Source organism: Tranquillimonas alkanivorans (assembly GCF_900115595.1).
In the GTDB taxonomy this organism is placed as follows: domain Bacteria; phylum Pseudomonadota; class Alphaproteobacteria; order Rhodobacterales; family Rhodobacteraceae; genus Tranquillimonas; species Tranquillimonas alkanivorans.
The window spans coordinates 119,761-137,017 of record NZ_FOXA01000002.1 but is presented as its reverse complement, the minus strand read 5'-3'; the positions used below and the strand labels follow the sequence as shown (position 1 = coordinate 137,017).

Annotated in this window: 18 protein-coding genes; 6 read left to right on the top strand and 12 right to left on the bottom strand. The window is 68.7% G+C overall.

Features of this window, described 5'->3' with window-relative positions; translation table 11 throughout:
- Nucleotides 1–94: 94 nt before the first annotated feature.
- Nucleotides 95–637, bottom strand: a complete 543-nt coding sequence (thpR, locus tag BM162_RS04180; protein ID WP_093418166.1) for an RNA 2',3'-cyclic phosphodiesterase — start codon at nt 635–637, stop codon at nt 95–97.
- Nucleotides 634–1,794, bottom strand: a complete 1,161-nt coding sequence (locus tag BM162_RS04175) for an acetoin utilization protein AcuC (RefSeq protein ID WP_093418164.1) — start codon at nt 1,792–1,794, stop codon at nt 634–636. The genes thpR and BM162_RS04175 overlap by 4 nt, the downstream gene beginning before the upstream one ends.
- 125 nt (nt 1,795–1,919) lie before the next feature.
- Here BM162_RS04175 and BM162_RS04170 point away from each other — a divergent pair, with 125 nt between their 5' ends.
- From BM162_RS04170 to ptsP, 3 genes are all read left to right on the top strand, one after another.
- Nucleotides 1,920–2,360, top strand: a complete 441-nt coding sequence (locus BM162_RS04170) for a DUF1178 family protein (RefSeq protein WP_093418161.1) — start codon at nt 1,920–1,922, stop codon at nt 2,358–2,360.
- Between the two features lie 90 nt (nt 2,361–2,450).
- The gene (locus BM162_RS04165) at nt 2,451–3,692 is read left to right on the top strand and encodes an aspartate kinase (protein WP_093418159.1); all 1,242 of its coding nucleotides are present in this window, start codon (nt 2,451–2,453) and stop codon (nt 3,690–3,692) included.
- A 17-nt stretch (nt 3,693–3,709) separates the two neighbouring features.
- Nucleotides 3,710–5,962 carry a phosphoenolpyruvate--protein phosphotransferase gene (ptsP, locus tag BM162_RS04160; RefSeq protein WP_093418156.1) on the top strand — a complete coding sequence of 751 codons (2,253 nt, stop codon included), beginning with the start codon at nt 3,710–3,712 and terminating at the stop codon, nt 5,960–5,962.
- Between the two features lie 9 nt (nt 5,963–5,971).
- Here the strand turns inward: ptsP and BM162_RS04155 are convergent, their stop codons facing one another.
- From BM162_RS04155 to BM162_RS04145, 3 genes are all read right to left on the bottom strand, one after another.
- On the bottom strand, nt 5,972–6,748 hold the full coding sequence (locus BM162_RS04155; protein WP_093418154.1) for an EcsC family protein: 777 nt from the start codon (nt 6,746–6,748) through the stop codon (nt 5,972–5,974).
- Nucleotides 6,749–6,849: 101 nt separating this feature from the next.
- Entirely contained in the window at nt 6,850–7,326 is a 477-nt protein-coding gene (locus tag BM162_RS04150; protein ID WP_093418151.1) for a hypothetical protein, read from the bottom strand.
- Between the two features lie 114 nt (nt 7,327–7,440).
- Entirely contained in the window at nt 7,441–7,938 is a 498-nt protein-coding gene (locus tag BM162_RS04145; protein WP_093418148.1) for a GNAT family N-acetyltransferase, read from the bottom strand.
- 74 nt (nt 7,939–8,012) lie between these two features.
- Between BM162_RS04145 and BM162_RS04140 the strand changes: the two genes are divergently transcribed.
- Entirely contained in the window at nt 8,013–8,618 is a 606-nt protein-coding gene (locus tag BM162_RS04140; RefSeq protein WP_093418146.1) for a flavin reductase family protein, read from the top strand.
- A gap of 4 nt (nt 8,619–8,622) precedes the next feature.
- On the opposite strand, the gene BM162_RS04135 is transcribed toward BM162_RS04140, so the two are convergent.
- Nucleotides 8,623–8,955 (bottom strand): GYD domain-containing protein, encoded by a 333-nt coding sequence (locus BM162_RS04135; RefSeq protein WP_093418143.1) that lies wholly within the window; start codon nt 8,953–8,955, stop codon nt 8,623–8,625.
- Nucleotides 8,956–9,227: 272 nt separating this feature from the next.
- Between BM162_RS04135 and BM162_RS04130 the strand changes: the two genes are divergently transcribed.
- The gene (locus BM162_RS04130) at nt 9,228–10,106 is read left to right on the top strand and encodes an S-methyl-5'-thioadenosine phosphorylase (protein ID WP_093418141.1); all 879 of its coding nucleotides are present in this window, start codon (nt 9,228–9,230) and stop codon (nt 10,104–10,106) included.
- Nucleotides 10,107–10,176: 70 nt separating this feature from the next.
- On the top strand, nt 10,177–10,716 hold the full coding sequence (locus BM162_RS04125) for an adenine phosphoribosyltransferase (protein ID WP_093418138.1): 540 nt from the start codon (nt 10,177–10,179) through the stop codon (nt 10,714–10,716).
- Between the two features lie 59 nt (nt 10,717–10,775).
- On the opposite strand, the gene BM162_RS04120 is transcribed toward BM162_RS04125, so the two are convergent.
- The 6 genes from BM162_RS04120 to BM162_RS04095 all read right to left on the bottom strand — a co-directional run bounded on the left by BM162_RS04120 (nt 10,776) and on the right by BM162_RS04095 (nt 17,210).
- Nucleotides 10,776–12,191 (bottom strand): FAD-binding oxidoreductase, encoded by a 1,416-nt coding sequence (locus BM162_RS04120; protein WP_439332817.1) that lies wholly within the window; start codon nt 12,189–12,191, stop codon nt 10,776–10,778.
- Nucleotides 12,192–12,230: 39 nt separating this feature from the next.
- On the bottom strand, nt 12,231–13,058 hold the full coding sequence (locus BM162_RS04115) for an MBL fold metallo-hydrolase (protein ID WP_093418133.1): 828 nt from the start codon (nt 13,056–13,058) through the stop codon (nt 12,231–12,233).
- 240 nt (nt 13,059–13,298) lie between these two features.
- Nucleotides 13,299–13,883, bottom strand: coding sequence for a GNAT family N-acetyltransferase (locus BM162_RS04110; RefSeq protein WP_093418131.1), 585 nt, complete (start codon nt 13,881–13,883; stop codon nt 13,299–13,301).
- Nucleotides 13,883–15,145, bottom strand: coding sequence for a M16 family metallopeptidase (locus tag BM162_RS04105; protein ID WP_093418128.1), 1,263 nt, complete (start codon nt 15,143–15,145; stop codon nt 13,883–13,885). Before BM162_RS04105 ends, BM162_RS04110 begins: the two co-directional genes overlap by 1 nt.
- Nucleotides 15,142–16,533 (bottom strand): threonine synthase, encoded by a 1,392-nt coding sequence (thrC, locus tag BM162_RS04100; protein WP_093418126.1) that lies wholly within the window; start codon nt 16,531–16,533, stop codon nt 15,142–15,144. Before thrC ends, BM162_RS04105 begins: the two co-directional genes overlap by 4 nt.
- The gene (locus BM162_RS04095; RefSeq protein ID WP_093418123.1) at nt 16,530–17,210 is read right to left on the bottom strand and encodes an SURF1 family protein; all 681 of its coding nucleotides are present in this window, start codon (nt 17,208–17,210) and stop codon (nt 16,530–16,532) included. The genes thrC and BM162_RS04095 overlap by 4 nt, the downstream gene beginning before the upstream one ends.
- Nucleotides 17,211–17,257: the final 47 nt, after the last annotated feature.

The following is a 17,257-nucleotide window of genomic DNA, read 5'->3' as shown; positions in this document are numbered from 1 at the left end:
GGCACCCGGTATGGCGGGCGGCGGGCCTGCGTGGGGGCTGCCTGCCCCCAAACCCCCGGGGATATTTCAGGGCCGAAGATGAGAAGGGGCGTGCTCAGCCGGTTAGGGGATAGCAGGCCAGCGGCGTGTAGCGCGCCGGGCCGCCGCCGAGGTCGGAGCGGTAGAGGCAGAATTCCTCGACGCGCACCGGCGGCGCGCGCCAGCCCGACAGGGCGGCCCCGCCCTGTTCCAGCCGCATCAGGTCCGGACCGCGCGGCCGCTCGCGCGACAGCGTGACGTGTGGCACGAAGCTGCGGCTTGCGACCTGCGCGCCGCCGGACCGCGCCGCGCGCGCGACCTTGGCCTGGAGCGCGTCGAGCTCCGGGCCGGGCGCCACCTGTGCGTGAACCGAGCGCGGCTTATCGCCGCCGAACGTGCCGACTCCGGCAAGCTTAAGTTCGATCGGCGGGGCCGCGATCGCCTGCAGCCCGTCATGCACGGCTTCCAGCGTCTCGTCGTCCAGATCGCCCAGGAAGGCGAGCGTGAGGTGCATGTTCTCGGGCGGCACGCGGCGCGACAGCGGCAGCATGTGCTGGAGCATCGCCAGCGCCTCGCGCGTCTCGCCGGGCAGCGGCAGGGCGATGAAGGCCCGGATCATCGCGCGGCGAGGCGCGCGAGCCGGTCGCGCACCTCTTCCCTGACCGCGCCCTCGCGCGGGACGTCGCGCAGGGTGGTGAACCAATGATCGGGCGGATTGCGGCCGCGCGAGTTGCCGCGCCAGGCGATCCCGCGCAGCACCGCCTCGGCCGCTTCGGGCAACCGCTCCGGGATCTTCAAGCCGTTCAGCACCGCCCAATTGCCCGCCCAGAGCCGGCCGACGCTCCACGGGTTGTAGCCGCCCCCGCCCAGGACGAGGTAGCGGGGCGAGAGCGGCCGCAGCGCCGCGACGACCTCCCAATGCGCGTTGTTCGACAGGGAAAGACGCGACAGCGGGTCCTCCTCGACCGCGTCCGAGCCGCATTGCAGCACGATGGCCTCGGGGCGGAAGGCGTCGATCCGCGGGAGGATCAGCGTCTCGAGCACCGTGCGCATCTCGGTGTCGTTGAACGCGCGCGGGACCGGCAGGTTGAAGACGCTCCCTGCGCCCGCCTCCTCGAGCGCGCCGGTGAAGGGCCAGCGCCGCTCTTCGTGCACCGAGATCATCAGCACCTCCTCGTCCCGGGCGAAGGCGTGCTCAACCCCGTCGGGGTGGTGCGCGTCGATGTCGACATAGGCGACGCGGTGCACGCCCGCCGCGCGCAGCGACAGGATGGCGAGGACCGGGTCGTTGAGGTAGCAGAACCCGTTGGCGCGGTCGGGCATCCCGTGATGCGTCCCGCCGCCGGGCGAGTGGATCACGCCCCCGTCGCGCAGAAGCTGCCCGGCGAGGATCGAGCCGCCGGCGGCCGTGGCGGGGCGGCGAAAAACCTCCGGATAGACCGGGTTCGACGCGGTACCCAGGTTGTGGCGCGCCCGGACCTCGGGGCTGACCTCTCCGTCCCGCTCGGCCTGCTGGAGCGCGGCGATGTAGCCGGGCGTGTGCCAGGCGGCCAGCGCGGCGGGCTTGGCGCGCGGGCTCGACACGTACTGGCCCGGCGCGAGCCAGAACATGGCGCGGATCAGGTCGATGACGGTCGGCACGCGCGGGATTCGCAGCGGATGCAGGCCGCCGTAGCTCGACCCCCGATAGACCTCGGACCCGATGAAGCGGGGCGCCGTGGCGGCGGTCGGGGCGCGGTCGAGCGTGGCGGCGAGCGTCGGGTCGGCGGGGCGCATTCACGGCAGGTATGCCGAGCCTGCACCGCGTCAATCGCGGAGATGCCGGATTGATCTTGCCCGGCTGTTGCATAAATAACAGGGGCCTGTGTCCCGTGGGACGCGATGATGGGTGTGCCTGAGAAATGATCCGTTACACGCTGAAGTGCCGCGACGACCACGTGTTCGAAAGCTGGTTCCAGTCCGCCTCGGCCTACGACGCCTTGCGCAGCGCAGGTCACGTGGCCTGCCCCGAATGCGGCGGCACCGAGGTCGAGAAGTCGCTGATGGCGCCGCAGGTGCAGGCCAGCCGGAAGAAGGCGCAGGCCTCCGAGCAGAAAGCGCCGTCTCTGCGCGAACCGGCCTCTCCGGCCGAGAAGGCGCTGGCCGAGCTGAAGAAGAAAGTCGAGTCGAACTCGGAATACGTCGGCATGAAGTTCGCCGCCGAGGCGCGCAAGATGCACGAGGGCGGCGCGCCCGAACGGTCGATCTATGGCGAGGCGCGGATCGACGAGGCCAAGAAGCTGATCGAGGACGGCATCCCGGTCGCGCCCCTGCCCTTCCGCCCGGCGCGCAAGTCGAACTGAGCGCGGCGATAACGCGCGCTTCACCAAGTCTTGCGCGGTGTCGCGGCTTCTTCTAGGAAGCGCCGCGAAGGGGACAGGAAAGGCGTGCCGATGCCGCTTCTCGTGATGAAATTCGGGGGCACCTCGGTCGCGACGCCGGACCGGATCCGCCGCGCGGCCAAGCGCGTGGGGCGCGAGGTCGCCAATGGCTACGACGTCATCGTGATCGTCAGCGCGATGGCCGGCAAGACCAACGAGCTCGTGGGCTGGGTCAACGAGATCTCGCCGTTCTACGACGCGCGCGAATACGACGCGGTCGTGTCGTCGGGCGAGAACGTGACCGCCGGGCTCATGGCGCTGACGCTTCAGGAAATGGATATCCCGGCGCGGTCGTGGCAGGGCTGGCAGGTGCCGCTCAAGACCTCGTCCGCCCATGGCGCGGCCCGGATCGAGGAGATCCCGACCGACAACATGAACGCCAAGTTCGCCCAGGGCATGAAGGTCGCCGTGGTCGCCGGCTTCCAGGGGATCAGCCCCGAGGGGCGGATCACCACGCTGGGCCGGGGCGGATCGGACACCACCGCTGTGGCCTTCGCCGCCGCCTTCGGGGCCGAGCGCTGCGACATCTACACCGACGTGGACGGCGTCTATACCACCGATCCGCGCATCACGCGCAAGGCCCGAAAGCTCGACCGCATCGCCTTCGAGGAGATGCTCGAACTGGCGAGCCTGGGGGCGAAGGTGCTCCAGACCCGCTCGGTCGAGCTGGCGATGCGCTACAAGGTGAAGCTCAGGGTCCTGTCCTCGTTCGAGGACAACGACGAACATGCGGGAACGCTCGTCTGCGACGAGGAGGAAATCATGGAATCCAACGTGGTCGCCGGGGTCGCCTACAGCCGCGACGAAGCGAAGATGACGCTGATCTCGGTCGCCGACCGCCCCGGCATCGCCGCGGCGATCTTCGGCCCCCTCGCCGATGCCGGCGTGAACGTGGACATGATCGTGCAGAACATCTCGGAAGAGGGTCGCACGGACATGACGTTCTCGTGCCCGGTCGATCAGGTGAAGCGCGCCGAACGCGCGATGCAGGACGCCAAGACGCGGGGCGAGATCAACTTCCACGATCTCTATGCCGACACCGAGGTGTCGAAGGTGTCGGTCGTGGGCATCGGCATGCGCAGCCATGCCGGGGTCGCTGCGAAGATGTTCAAGGCGCTTCGTGACGAAAACATCAACATCAAGGTCATCACGACGTCAGAGATCAAGATATCGGTCCTGATTGACCGAAAGTATATGGAATTGGCGGTTCAGGCGCTGCATGATGCCTTCGAACTTGAGAAGGCCGCCGGATAAGGCCCCGGAAAGGGACCATGCCACAGGGAACGGAAACGGAAAGCCGCAAGCTGCTCGGCCGCTTGCGCGAGGCGCTTGCCGAGGACAGCGCCGGCCAGGCGCGGCTGGACCGCGTCACGCAGCTTGTCGCCGATTCGATGCAGACCGAGGTCTGTTCGATCTACCTGTTCCGCGATTCCGAGACGCTTGAGCTTTGCGCGACCGAGGGACTGAAGCCCGAGGCCGTGCACCAGACCCGGATGCGCGTGGGCGAGGGCCTGGTCGGCCGCATCGCCAAGGTCGGACGCCCGATCAACGCCGCGAACGCGCCCGCCGAGCATGGCTTCCGCTACATGCCCGAGACCGGGGAGGAGATTTACTCCTCGCTCCTCGGCGTGCCGATCCAGCGGCTGGGCGAGCGGCTGGGCGTGCTCGTGGTCCAGTCCAAGGACGAGCGGCAGTATTCCGAGGACGAGGTCTATGCCCTCGAAGTCGTGGCGATGGTGCTGGCCGAGATGACCGAGCTCGGCGCTTTTGTCGGCGAGGGCGCGGCGCTGGCGGCCCGCCACCAGGACCCGGTGATGTTCCGCGCCACAGTGGCGCAGGAGGGCACGGCCGAAGGCCGCGTCTGGCTGCATGACCCGCGCGTGGTCGTCACCAACCCCATCGCCGACGATCCCGAGGGCGAACACAAGCGCCTGCACGAAGCCGTCGACCAGCTGCGCCTGTCGGTGGACGACATGCTGTCGAACCACGACTTCGCCGACGGCGAGCAGCGCGGCGTGCTCGAAGCCTATCGCATGTTCGCCAACTCCCGCAGCTGGATGCGGAGGATGGAGGAGGACATCGCCCGCGGCCTGTCCGCCGAGGCGGCGGTCGAGAAGGAGCAGTCGGCGGCGCGAGCCCGGCTTCAGGCCGTTCCCGACGCGTATCTGCGCGAACGCCTGCAGGATCTCGACGACCTGTCGAACCGGCTGCTGCGCATCCTTACCGGGCAGGGCAACCAGACCGGCGCCGAGATGCCGGACAACCCGATCCTGATTGCCCGCAACATTGGTCCCGGCGACCTTCTGGACTATGGCCGCAAGCTCAAGGGCGTCGTGCTGGAACAGGGCTCGGTCGGCAGCCATGCCGCCATCGTTGCCCGGGCCCTCGCCATTCCCCTGGTCGTCCATGCCGAACGCATCACGACCGAGGCGCTGAACGGCGACCAGATCATCGTCGACGGCGAACAGGGGGTTGTCCACCTGCGCCCCGAGGAAAGCGTCGCCAAGGCGTTCCGCGACAAGATCGCGATGCAGGCGCAGGCGCAGGAACGCTATGCCGGCCTCAGGGACCAGCCGGCCGAGGCGCTGTGTGGCACGCGCGTGTCGCTGCTGATGAACGCGGGGCTCATGGCCGACCTGCCCTCGCTCGAAGGATCGGGGGCCGAGGGCGTGGGCCTCTTCCGGACCGAGCTGCAGTTCCTCACGCGCAACAAGGTGCCGCGCCGGGGCGATCTGGCCGCGCTTTACCAGCGCGTCATCCGGGCGGCCAAGGGGCGGCCCGTGACCTTCCGCACGCTCGACATCGGATCCGACAAGGTCCTGCCCTACATGAAGCGCGAGGATGAACCGAACCCGGCACTCGGCTGGCGCGCGATCCGGCTGGGCCTCGACAAGCCGGGCATCATGCGGATGCAGCTTCAGGCGCTGATCCGGGCCGCCGACGGCGGGCCGCTCAACGTCATGTTCCCCTTCATCGCGCAGTTCGACGAATTTCGCGAGGCCCGCGGCCGCCTGCTGGAAGAGATCGAGCGCGAGCGGAAGCTGGGCCATCCCCTGCCCTCGAAGCTCCAGATCGGCGCGATGCTGGAAACGCCCAGCCTCGCCTTTGCGCCGCGGCAGTTCTTCGAGCTGGCGGATTTCATCTCGATCGGCGGCAACGACCTGAAGCAGTTCTTCTTCGCCGCCGACCGCGAGAACGAGCGCGTGCGCCGCCGCTACGACACGCTGAACGTCAGTTTCCTGGCGCTGATCGAACACGTGGTCGAGCGCTGCGCGGAAACCGGAACGCCCGTCAGCTTCTGCGGAGAAGACGCCGGTCGCCCGATCGAGGCGATGTGCTTCGCCGCCATGGGCCTGCGGTCGCTGTCGATGCGCCCGGCCTCGATCGGCCCGGTCAAGCACCTGATCCGGCGCGTCGACCTGAAAGAGGCCCGGCGCGTGATCCATGAGGCGCGCGACTCCGGCGCGCAGTCGGTACGCCCGGCCATCATGGACTGGATGGGCCGGACCGGCTGGGCCGTCTGAGCCGCAAACTCAGCCGACCTGGCGCGGCGGCTCCACCAGAAGGCGGAATTCGCGCAGCACGTCCTCGGTGTCGAGCCCGCGGTCCCGGGCAAGCGCGCGCAGCCCGAAATACACCCGCGCCATGTCCTGGTAATAACTGGTGAAGGCATAGTTCGTCGCCGCCCCAGCCGCCGCGCCCAGAACCGGCACGGTCTGCGCCGCAAGCTTCTGGCCCATGACCGTCGCCAGGCGCGGCGCGATCCGCGCGATCAGGCCATGAACGGTCGCGCCCGTCAGCGTGATCCGCGCCGACAGGAACGCCATGTCGGTGCCGTCGTCGCGCGACAGCGGCCCGGCCGCGCCGAACACCTGAAGGCAATGCATCCGCACCGCCGGATCCTCGGTGTCGAAGCCGTTCTCGGCCGCGATGCCCTGGATCGCGCGCAGAAGCACCGTCGTCGTCACCGGCAGCTCGGCCAGCGCCGTGGGCAGACCGCCCGCCCCGCCGGCAGCCCCCATCGCGGTGGTCACGGCCGTGTTCAGCCAATCCGCGCGGTCGCGCACCCGCCCGCGCGAATGATGGGCAAGGTCCGAGGCGACGGAAAGCGCCCGCTTCGTCGCGTCGTCCAGCCGCTCGCGCACGCCATCGGGCAGCCGGTCGAGCAGGCCCTCAGCCCGCCCGCCCACAAGGTTGAGCACCTGCATGCCCACGTTGTCGGCCGCGCGGAAACGCTGCGCCAGCGCCTCGAGTTCGGTTCTGACATCGGGGGAAAGGCTGTCGGTCGAAGCGGAATGTGCGTGTGTCATGCCGTTGAAGATGGTCGGGAGAGGACGACAGGACAAGCACCTGTCACGAAGAAAGGCCGCCCGGCATCCGGGCGGCCCTTTATCCGTCTAACCGGTCGCGATTACTGCAGAACGCCGCGGATGCGGTCGTCTTTCGTGGTCGCGTCGTCGGTGCTGGTGAGGATCAGGTACAGCTCGGCCACCTGATCGTCCGTCAGCGTCGACACGTCGACGTCCTCTTCATAGGTGACGTCCAGCCGGTTCGCGACGCGGGCCCGCAGTTGGTTCGCCGGAACCTCGATAGCCACCGTCGTGGCCGGGTCCACGACATAGACTTCGCCGGTCCGCAGGCGCACGCCGTAATCTTCAAGCACGCTGCGCACGCGGTTCTGCGTGATGCTCTCGCTCTCCTGCGTGTCGCTCGTCAGGTACAGGTGAAGCTCGGCCACCGCGGCGTCGGGCAGCGCGCTCACGTCCACGTTGTCCATTCCGATTTCGCCCAGCTCAACGTCGACCAGCTCGTCGAGCTGCTCTTCCTGAGCGAAGGCACCGGTGGTGGTCATCGTGGCGATGGCGGTCGCAATCATCAGCTTTTTCATAACGAAACTCCGTGTTTCTCGCGGCGCCAGGGCACCGCATCATGGTATGCTGCCTCAACAACCTCCCGCGGCTCCGGGTTCCACGAAGGTTTCACCGCCTTCCAAGGGCTTAGATCAACAGGCGCCTTCCGCCGCCCGCGTCACCTGACCGGTCACGCCCTCCCATGCGCCGGGCACCAGAGCGACGCCCAGAACCCGGTCCGGATTGGTGGGCGGGGGCATCTCGACGCCGCTCAAGTGACTGAATCCAAAGCGGGAATAATAGGGTGCGTCGCCGACCAGCATCACCCGCAGCCAGCCCTCGCGCCGCGCCAGCAGAAGGCTCTCGCGGATCAGCAGCGCGCCCAGCCCCTCGCCCTGCCGCGTGGGGTGCACGGCGATCGGTCCAAGCAGTAACACTCGCTGTGCGCCCACGCACACGGGCCAGAAGCGAATGGCCGAGGCGAGGATGCCCTGCTCGTCCCGCGCCGTCAGGCACAGCGCACGCACCGGCGCCACGCCGTCTCGCAGGCGATAGGAGGACAGCGCCTCGCGTCCCGGCGCGAAGCAGAGGTCGTATAGGGCCTCGACCTCCCACCAATCCTCGTCCCGTTCCTCCTCGATCTGGATCACGCCCTGCCCCCGTCGCCACTGGATTTGCGCCTAGCATGCGGCTAGGTCACCGGCAAACCGGATCAGGAGAGCGCATGTTCTATCGTCCAGAAGACGGCCACGGGCTGCCGCACAACCCGTTCAACGCCATCGTCACGCCGCGCCCCATCGGCTGGGTCTCGACGCGCGGCTCAGACGGGGCCGAGAACCTCGCGCCTTACTCGTTCTTCAACGCGGTCGCCTATGTCCCGCCGCAGGTGATGTTCGCCTCGACCGGCCAGAAGGACGACCGCGAAGGCACCAAGGACAGCGTCTCGAACATCCGCGACACCGGCGTGTTCTGCGTCAACATCGTTGAATATGCGATGCGCGACGTGATGAACGTCTCGTCCGGGCCATGGCCGCGCGAGGTCGACGAGTTCGACAAGGCGGGAATCGAGCGAGCGGAATGCGACACGATCCCCTGTTCCCGGGTCGCCAATGCTCCGGCCAACCTGGAATGCGAGCTGACGCAGATCGTCCAGCTTCCCGGCGCGGCCAATTTCGTGGTGTTCGGCGAGGTCACAGGCATTCACCTGCGCGACGATTGCCTGGTCGACGGCCAGTTCGACGTCACGCGCTTCCAGCCCCTCGCGCGGCTGGGTTACCGCGATTACGCGCGGGTCACCGAGGTCTTCAGCCTGAAACGCCCCGGCGAATGAAGCGTCAACCGGTCACGGGCGTGTAGCTTTTGGCGACGGTCTGCGCGGCCTCCATCGCCGCCTTAGCCTCTTGCGCAGTAAGCAGCTTGGTCGTCGACCCGCCCGCGAAGGCCCCCGACGCCGCCAGCGTCATGGCGGCGGCGGCCATCGCCTGATCGTCCGGCATCTCGATGAGCGCAATGACGTCTTCCTTGCCGAAGCAGAAGAACAGGTTGTGCAGCTTGCCGCCTGCCGCCTCGACCACCGCCGTGCCGGCGGCTGTCCGGTCCTGGGGAGTGTCGACCAGCGCCTTGTAGGCCTGGGTCGTGTACCGGCCCTTGAAAAGGTAGTACGGCATCGTCGTGCCCTCCTCGAGGTTTGTCGATTGAACGGAAACGGCGGCGAACGGCGCCCCCGATAGCTCCAGTCTAGAACCGGAGGCGCGACGCGGCGTTGACAGCTGTCAATCGGGGCGCGGCCGGAGTCGCTTGAATAGGCGACCAGCCCCGCCCCCCTTGGGCTGTCCTCTGCCAACCGCGAAGCCACGATCCCCGGCCGTACCCCGCGCCTTGCACTCCGCTCGCGGGCCGCTAGAGACGGCACAGGTGCAGCGCGAGAAGGGCGGAAACCATGACGCAGACGATGATCGGTGTGATCGGCGGCTCGGGGCTTTACGAGATCGAGGGCCTGCGGGACGCGCAGTGGCAACGGGTCGAGACGCCGTGGGGCGCCCCCTCGGACGCGATCCGGACCGGCACGCTCGACGGTGTGCCGATAGCCTTCCTGCCCCGCCACGGCCGCGGGCACGTCCACTCGCCCACCACCGTGCCGTACCGCGCCAACATCGACGCGCTGAAGCGGCTGGGCGTCACCGAAGTGGTGTCGCTGTCCGCCTGCGGCTCGTTCCGCGAGGAGATGGCGCCGGGCGATTTCGTGATCGTGGACCAGTTCATTGATCGCACCTTTCAGCGCGACAAGTCGTTCTTCGGCACCGGCTGCGTCGCCCATGTCAGCGTCGCGCACCCCACCTGCCCCCGCCTCGGCGCCGCCTGCCGGGACGCGGCCGAAGCCGAGGGCATCACCGTTCACGACGGCGGCACGTACCTCGTGATGGAGGGGCCGCAATTTTCCTCGGTCGCCGAGTCGAAGCTCTACCGCGAGGTCTGGGGCTGCGACGTGATCGGCATGACCAACATGCCCGAGGCCAAGCTCGCCCGCGAGGCCGAGCTTTGTTATGCCAGCGTCGCGATGATCACCGACTACGACAGCTGGCATCCCGATCACGGCGCGGTGGACATCAACGACATCATCCGCACCCTGACCGGCAACGCCGACAAGGGCCGCGGGCTGGTCCGCCGCCTGCCGGACCTGCTGGGCCCCGACCGCACCCCCTGCCCGCACGGCTGCGACCGGGCGCTCGCCTTCGCCATCCTCACCGCGCCGGACAAGCGCGACCCGGGTGTGGTCGCGAAGCTCGAAGCGGTGGCGGGGCGCGTGCTCGGCGCCTGATCCGCCTTGCGTGCCCGCCGCGCTTCCGCCATCAGGGGCAGCGTCTGAAAATCAGCCGGGACCGAGGGCGATGACCGAGCGCAAGACCGTCAAGGATTACATCCGCACCATCGTGGACTTCCCCCACGAGGGGATCATGTTCCGAGACGTCACCACCCTCTTCTCCGACCCGCGCGGCTTCCGCATCTGCGTCGACCAGATGCTCGACCCCTATGCCGGCCAGCGCATCGACAAGGTAGTCGGGCTCGAGGCGCGGGGCTTCATCCTGGGCGGGGCCATCGCCCACCAGCTGGGCTGCGGCTTCGTGCCGATCCGCAAGAAGGGCAAGCTGCCCGGCACCACGATCAGCCAAGATTACAAGCTGGAATACGGCGAGGCGATCGTCGAGATCCACGACGACGCCCTTCAGCCGGGCGAGACGGTGCTCCTGGTCGACGACCTGCTGGCCACCGGCGGCACGGCCGGCGCGGGCATCAAGCTGCTCAAGCGGCTCGGGGCCGAGATCGTGGGCTGCGCCTTCATCATCGACCTGCCCGAACTCGGCGGCCGCAAGCTGCTGGAAGACCTGGACATGGATGTCCACGTCCTGTGCGAGTTTGAGGGCGCCTGAGCGCCCCGAATTCCTTCAGAAGGTATTTGCGAAGACCTTTCAGGAAGGTCTTCGCCATCTCACTCCGGCGCGCGCAGCACCGCGCCCGGGTTCATTATCCCGCTGGGATCCAGCGCCGCCTTGATCGCCCGCATCGCGGCCAGCTTCGCCGGATCGCCATAGCGCTCCAGTTCGCCCACCTTCAGCCGCCCGATGCCGTGCTCCGCGCTGAACGATCCCTCCATCTCGTGCACCATGTCATGCACCAGCGCGCTTACCTCGCGCCGCGCCTCGCCGTACTCCGTCTTGCTGCGCCCATGCGCGGGGAAGACGTTGTAGTGCAGGTTCCCGTCGCCCAGATGCCCGAAGCAGTTGATCCGGAAATCCCCCAGCTTCGCCAGCGCCGCATCCGCGCGCGCGATGAAGTCCGGGATCGCCGACAGCGGCAGAGAGATATCGTGTGAGGCGATGGCCCCCACGTGCTTGTTCGCCTCCGGAATGGTCTCGCGCACCGCCCAGAACTCGGCGCGCTGCTGCTCGCTCTGCGCGATCAGCCCGTCGTCGACCAGCTCCGCCTCCAGCGCCTCGGCAAACAGCTCCTCCAGCGCCGCCTCGGAGTCGAGCGCCGCCGGAAGCCCCAGCTCGACCAGCACCAGCCAGTCGGGCGACGGGTCGAACGGCCGGCGCACCGGCCTCTCGGTCTCGCGCAGGAACTCCAGCCCCATGCCCGAGATCAGCTCGAACGCGGATACGCCCTCGCCCAGCCGCCGCCGCGCCATGGCCAGCAGGTCCAGCGCGGCTCCGGGGTCGCGCACCACCATGAAAGCCGCCGCACGCCGCTCCGGCCGCGGGAACAGCCGCAGGCTTGCCGCCGTGATCACGCCCAGCGTCCCCTCGGCCCCGATCAGCAGGTGCCGCAGGTCATAGCCGGTGTTGTCCTTCCTCAGCCGCCGCAGCCCGTGCCAGATGCTGCCGTCAGGCAGCACCGCCTCAAGCCCCAGGCAAAGCTCGCGCGCATTGCCGTAGCGCAGTACGTTCACGCCTCCCGCGTTGGTCGCCAGAAGCCCGCCGATTCGCGCCGATCCTTCCGAGGCAAGCGACAGCGGAAACAGCAGCGCCGCCTCCTCGGCCGCCGCCTGCACGTCGGCCAGGATCGCCCCCGCCCCGGCCACCAGCACCGCCTCGCGCGGGTGGACGGCCCGGATCGCCGACATGCGCTCGAGGCTCAGCAGGATTGGCGCCGCCCCGTCCGGGCTCACCTGCCCGCCGACCAGACCCGTGCCACCGCCATAGGGCACCACCGGCACGCCATGCGCCCCGGCGAAGCGGATCACCTCGGCCACCTCCTCGGCCGTGGCGGGCGCGACGACGCACGCGGCCTGCCCGGCCCACTGGCCGCGCGGCTCTTCCAGGTAACGAGGCTCGACCTCTCGGATCGCGGCGGCGGGCAGGCGCGTGGCGAGATCCTGTGCCAGCGCCTCGGTCATGGGGTTCATCATGACTAGATGAGTAACGGCCGCGCCGGCGAGCGCAAGTCACTCCATCCGCATCAGCTCCGGCTCGAGCACCATGACCGTAGGGCGGTCGGGAAGCGTCCGCAGGCCCACCGTCAGGCTGCTCTCGCCCGTCCGCTCGATGACGAAGTCGTCCTCCATCCCGTCCAGGAACCGATCGAGCGTCGCGCGTCCGAACCAGTGCATGGGGATCACGACCGAGGATTTCAGCCGACCGAGCACGCGGATCATCGTCGGCAGGTCCACCGTCAGGCCCCCGTCCACCGCCGCCATCACCACGTCGACCCGACCCAGCGCCGCGTACTGCATCTCGTCGGGCTCGTGGTGAAGGTGGCCCAGGTGGCCAATGCACATCCCCTCGACCTCGAAGACGAAGATCGAGTTGCCGTACTTCTCCGCCCCCTCGTCCCAGGCCGAGCGGATATCGGTCGGCACGTTGCGCACCAGCATCTCGCCCAGGTCCACGTGATGCTCGTTCGGCGTCCGCCCGTCGCCCCAGCCCTTGAGCACGTGGGGAATGCGCTCGTCCGGCATCGCGGTCCAGTGGCTGGAATGGGCGTGGTTCATCGTCGCCACGTCCGGCACGAAGTCCGCGGGCCCGAGGTAGCCGGTATAATCCGTCACCGCCGACAGCCCGCCCGGCGTCTGGATCAGGAACATCGAGTGGTCGAGATAGCTGATCCGAACTTCATAATCCGGCACGGGCTCCGCCCAGCTCGCCCGGTGCAGATACTCGATGCCCGGCGCGGCGTCGGCGATGGCGATGCAGTGGGACGGCCGCCGCTCCTGCGCCGAGGCCGCTGTCGCGGCAGACGCGAGTGACACGGCGAGGACGGAAAACAGACGCATGGACACCTCCCTGACCAAGCGGAAACTAGCACGCCCCACCGCCCTGTCGGCAGTTCGCCCGTTCACGATTTCGCGGGCCACGGAACCCGCAGATCGCGAACACCGCTCGCAGGCGAAACGTCCGCTCCATCTTTGGTCTGGAAGTATCCTCGGGGGTGAATGCGCCCGCAGGGCGCAGAGGGGGCAGACGGCCCCCTCACGATCCTTCGCAGAAGGATCGCGGCCCCGGAGAGCACCGCCTCAGCCCGGCGCCACCCGTCCGCGCCGGTCGGCCCGCAGGTTGGCGTAAAGCACGTGGTTGCGCCAGCGCCCGTTGATCTGGAGGTAACTCTGCGCCACGCCCTCGTACTTGAACCCGCAGCGTTCGAGCACCCCGCGCGAGGCGGCGTTCTCGGCCAGGCAGGCGGCCTCGATCCGCGACAGGTCCAAACCGGTGAAGGCGTGGTGGACCAGCGCCTCGATCGCCTCGCGCATGTAGCCCTGCCGCGCGTGGGGCTCGCCGATCCAGTAGCCCAGCGTGCCGGCCTGGGCGGGACCGCGGCGGATGTTGTCGAGCGTGATCGCGCCCAGCAGCATCTGGTCTTCGCGCCGGATCAGGAACAGCGGCACCGCCGTGCCGCCGGCGATCGACCGCTGCGCCCAGTAGACGCGGTTGGTGAAGCTCTTACGAGACAGGTGGTCCGGCGACCAGGTCGGCTCCCACGGCTTGAGAAAGCCGGCCGAGCGCTCCCGCAGCGTCGTCCAGGTGCGGAAGTCGCCGTGCTGGGGCGCGCGCAGGGTCATCCGCTCGGTCTCGATCCGGACGCGCCGGCGCGTCACCAGCATCAGGCGGCAAGCCTTCCCGCAAGGTCATCAAGGCCCGGAGCGTCCTTGAGCGGCCCGTAAAGCGCCATGGCGCCGCGCCCTGCCCCGGCGAGATCGCGGGCGAAGCGGCTCACATCGTCGATGCTGACCGCGTCGATCCTGGCGACCGTCTCGTCCAGGTCGGGCACCCGGCCCCAGATCGACAGAAGCCGCGCCAGCCGCTCGGCCCGGGCCGAGGGACTTTCCAGGCCCATCAGCAGCCCCGCCTTCATCTGGGCGCGGGCGCGGGCGATCTCGGCCTCGGTCATGTCGGTGGCGAAGCGGCGCATCTCGTCCGCCGTGACCTCGGCCAGCCCCCGGATCTGGTCGGGTGAGGTGCCGGCATAGACAGTCATCAGCCCGCTGTCGGCATAGGACCCGGCCTGCGAGAAGATGGTGTAGCACAGCCCCCGCCGTTCGCGCAGTTCCTGGAACAGGCGCGAGGACATGCCGCCGCCAAGCGCGGTGGCGTAGATCTGGGCGGTATAGATGTCGGGGTCGCGGTAGCCGGGGCTTTCCAGCGCCAGCGTGAAATGCACCTGTTCAAGCTGGCGGTCGCGCCGGAACTCGCCGCCCGAGAAGCGCGCGGGCTCCACCGGCTGCGAAGTGCGGGCGCGCAGATCGCCGAACAGCGCCTCGGCGGCGCGCACGATGGCGTCGTGGTCCACCGCGCCCGCGGCCGACAGGATCATTTCGCCCGGGGCGTACCGCTCCTCGACGAAGGTCGAGAGGTCGTCGCGCGAGAATGCGCTGACCCGCTCGGCGGGGCCGAGGATGGTGCGGCCCAGCGGCTGGTCGGGGAAGGCGGCTTCTTGCAACCAGTCGAAGACGATGTCGTCGGGGGTGTCGAGCACCTGCCCGATTTCCTGAAGGATCACGCCGCGCTCGACTTCCAGCTCGCGCGCGTCGAAGACGGGGTTGAGCACAATGTCGGCGATGATGTCGAGCGCCAGCGGCACGTCGGCTTCGAGCACGCGGGCGTAGTATGCTGTCATCTCGCGGCTGGTATAGGCGTTGATGTAGCCGCCGACATCCTCGATCTCTTCCGCGATCTGCAGGGCCGAACGCGTGGCCGTCCCCTTGAAGGCCATGTGCTCGAGGAAATGCGCGATGCCGTTCTGCTCGATCCGCTCGTGCCGGCCGCCCGCGTTGACCCAGATGCCGATGGAGGCGGATTTGAGGCCCGGCATGTGTTCGGTCACGATGCGCAGGCCGTTGGCGAGCGTGTGGAACTGGACGGTCACTTGGCGCGGGTCTCCCTGATCAGATGCTCGATCCGGCCGAGATCGTTGTCGACCTCGGTCACGCGTTCCGGCCTGTCATAAAGGGCGGACATGCGCTTTGGAAGGCCCGGGCGCTGTCCTGTCGCAGCCTCGACCGCGTCGGGAAACTTCGCCGGATGCGCGGTGGCCAGCGTGATCATGGGGCGCGCGGGGTCGATGTTCTCTTCGGCCACCTTCACGCCGACGGCGGTGTGGGGGCAGAGCGTCTCGCCCGTGCGCGCGTGCATGGCGCGGATGGTGGCCGCCGTCTCCTCCTCGGAGGCGCGGCCCGAGGCGTAGGTTTCGCGCAGCGCCTGAAGCGCCCCCTGGCTGACCGGGAAGCCGCCCTGCCCCTTCAGCTCGTCCATCAGCTGCGCCACCGCGCTTCCGTCGCGGCCATAGGCGTCGAACAACGCGCGTTCGAAGTTCGACGACACCTGGATGTCCATCGACGGGCTGATCGTGGGCTGAACGCCCTCCTTGCGGTGTTCTCCGGTGACCAGCGTGCGGTGCAAGATGTCGTTGCGGTTCGTGGCCACGACCAGCTTGCCGATGGGCAGGCCCATGGCCTTCGCTATCCGCCCCGCGAAGATGTCGCCGAAATTGCCGGTGGGCACGGTGAAATCGACCGACCGGTGCGGCGCGCCGAGGGCGGTCGCGGCGGTGAAGTAGTAGACGACCTGCGCCAGCACCCGCGCCCAATTGATCGAGTTGACGGCGGTCAGCCCGACCTCGTCGCGGAAGGCGAAGTCGTTGAACATGTCCTTCACGGCGGCCTGGCAATCGTCGAAATCGCCGTGCAGCGCCAGCGCGTGCACGTTCGGCTCGTCCGGCGTGGTCATCTGCCGGCGCTGCACCTCGGACACCCGGCCATGGGGGAAGAGGATGAATACGTCAACGTTATTGAGCCCACGGAACGCCTCGATCGCGGCGCTGCCGGTGTCGCCCGATGTCGCGCCGACGATGGTGATCCGCTGGCCGCGCCGCTTCATCGCCTGCTGGAACAGCTGGCCGATGAGCTGCATGGCGAAGTCCTTGAACGCCAGCGTCGGCCCGTGGAACAGCTCGAGCAGGAAGTGGTTCGGGCCGAGTTGGACCAGGGGCGCGCGGGCGTCGTGGCCGAAGCCGGAATAGGCCTTCTCGATCGCATCGCGCAGGTCGGCGTCGGTGAAGCTGTCGTCGACGAAGGGGCGCGTGACGCGGAATGCCACCTCCTCGTAGCGCAGACCCGCCAGCGCGGCGATATCTTCGCGCGAAAACTGAGGCACGGCCTCAGGAACGTAGAGCCCGCCGTCGCGGGCGAGGCCCGTCAGCATTGCCTCTTCGAAGGTCAGCGCCGGCGCGCGGCCGCGTGTTGAGATGTATTTCATGCCGTTCCCTCTTGCCCCTGCCGCCTGATACGCCACAGCAGGAAACCTGTCATCCCCGCCCAGATGGCGGCGAGCGAAAACCAGGTGATTGCGTATTCCAGATGATCGTTGGGGATGTTCTCGGTCCCCACGGGCAGCGGCACCACGCCGTCACCGGTTGTTTCGCGCGCGACAATCAGGATCGGCGCGGCGTCCAGTGCGTCGGCCATCGCCGGCACGTCGCGGGCGAACCAGATGCCGGCGTCGAGGTCCGGGTCCGGTGTGAAGCCGTCGACCTCTTGCGGCCAGTGCAGGTTGCCCACGACCGTGGCGTTACCGCCCGGGCGCGGCGCGTCTTTCTCGTCCGTCGGCACCACGCCCCGGTCCACCATGATGCGGCGGCCCGCCTCCGTCTCGAACGCCTGTACGATGCGGTAGCCGGGGCCGGTGCCCTTGACCGACACCAGCACGTCCAGCGCCGCCTCGTCGAAGCGCCCGCCGACCCGCACGGGGAGGTAGCGGTCGGCCTCGGGGTCAGGGTCGGCAGGCAAGGGCACGGGATCGGCGGCAATGCGTGCCTCGATCTCGGCCAGCACGCTTTGCTTCCACGTGAGCCGCTGCACCTGCCAGGCGCCGAGCGCCAGCAGGATCGTCGTCCCGACGACTCCGAAGACCAGGGGCCAGATCATCCTGCGCATGTCTGCTCTCCTCAACGCGAAGGGCGCGAGGCCCACGCCCCACGCCC

Excerpts from the sequence above, each read along its gene's own strand:
- thpR (WP_093418166.1), bottom strand. The coding sequence starts at position 637 with ATGATCCGGGCCTTCATCGCCCTGCCGCTGCCCGGCGAGACGCGCGAG.
- BM162_RS04175 (WP_093418164.1), bottom strand. The coding sequence starts at position 1,794 with ATGCGCCCCGCCGACCCGACGCTCGCCGCCACGCTCGACCGCGCCCCG.
- BM162_RS04170 (WP_093418161.1), top strand. The coding sequence starts at position 1,920 with ATGATCCGTTACACGCTGAAGTGCCGCGACGACCACGTGTTCGAAAGC.
- BM162_RS04165 (WP_093418159.1), top strand. The coding sequence starts at position 2,451 with ATGCCGCTTCTCGTGATGAAATTCGGGGGCACCTCGGTCGCGACGCCG.
- ptsP (WP_093418156.1), top strand. The coding sequence starts at position 3,710 with ATGCCACAGGGAACGGAAACGGAAAGCCGCAAGCTGCTCGGCCGCTTG.
- BM162_RS04155 (WP_093418154.1), bottom strand. The coding sequence starts at position 6,748 with ATGACACACGCACATTCCGCTTCGACCGACAGCCTTTCCCCCGATGTC.
- BM162_RS04150 (WP_093418151.1), bottom strand. The coding sequence starts at position 7,326 with ATGAAAAAGCTGATGATTGCGACCGCCATCGCCACGATGACCACCACC.
- BM162_RS04140 (WP_093418146.1), top strand. The coding sequence starts at position 8,013 with ATGTTCTATCGTCCAGAAGACGGCCACGGGCTGCCGCACAACCCGTTC.
- BM162_RS04135 (WP_093418143.1), bottom strand. The coding sequence starts at position 8,955 with ATGCCGTACTACCTTTTCAAGGGCCGGTACACGACCCAGGCCTACAAG.
- BM162_RS04130 (WP_093418141.1), top strand. The coding sequence starts at position 9,228 with ATGACGCAGACGATGATCGGTGTGATCGGCGGCTCGGGGCTTTACGAG.
- BM162_RS04125 (WP_093418138.1), top strand. The coding sequence starts at position 10,177 with ATGACCGAGCGCAAGACCGTCAAGGATTACATCCGCACCATCGTGGAC.
- BM162_RS04120 (WP_439332817.1), bottom strand. The coding sequence starts at position 12,191 with ATGAACCCCATGACCGAGGCGCTGGCACAGGATCTCGCCACGCGCCTG.
- BM162_RS04115 (WP_093418133.1), bottom strand. The coding sequence starts at position 13,058 with ATGCGTCTGTTTTCCGTCCTCGCCGTGTCACTCGCGTCTGCCGCGACA.
- BM162_RS04110 (WP_093418131.1), bottom strand. The coding sequence starts at position 13,883 with ATGCTGGTGACGCGCCGGCGCGTCCGGATCGAGACCGAGCGGATGACC.
- thrC (WP_093418126.1), bottom strand. The coding sequence starts at position 16,533 with ATGAAATACATCTCAACACGCGGCCGCGCGCCGGCGCTGACCTTCGAA.
- BM162_RS04095 (WP_093418123.1), bottom strand. The coding sequence starts at position 17,210 with ATGCGCAGGATGATCTGGCCCCTGGTCTTCGGAGTCGTCGGGACGACG.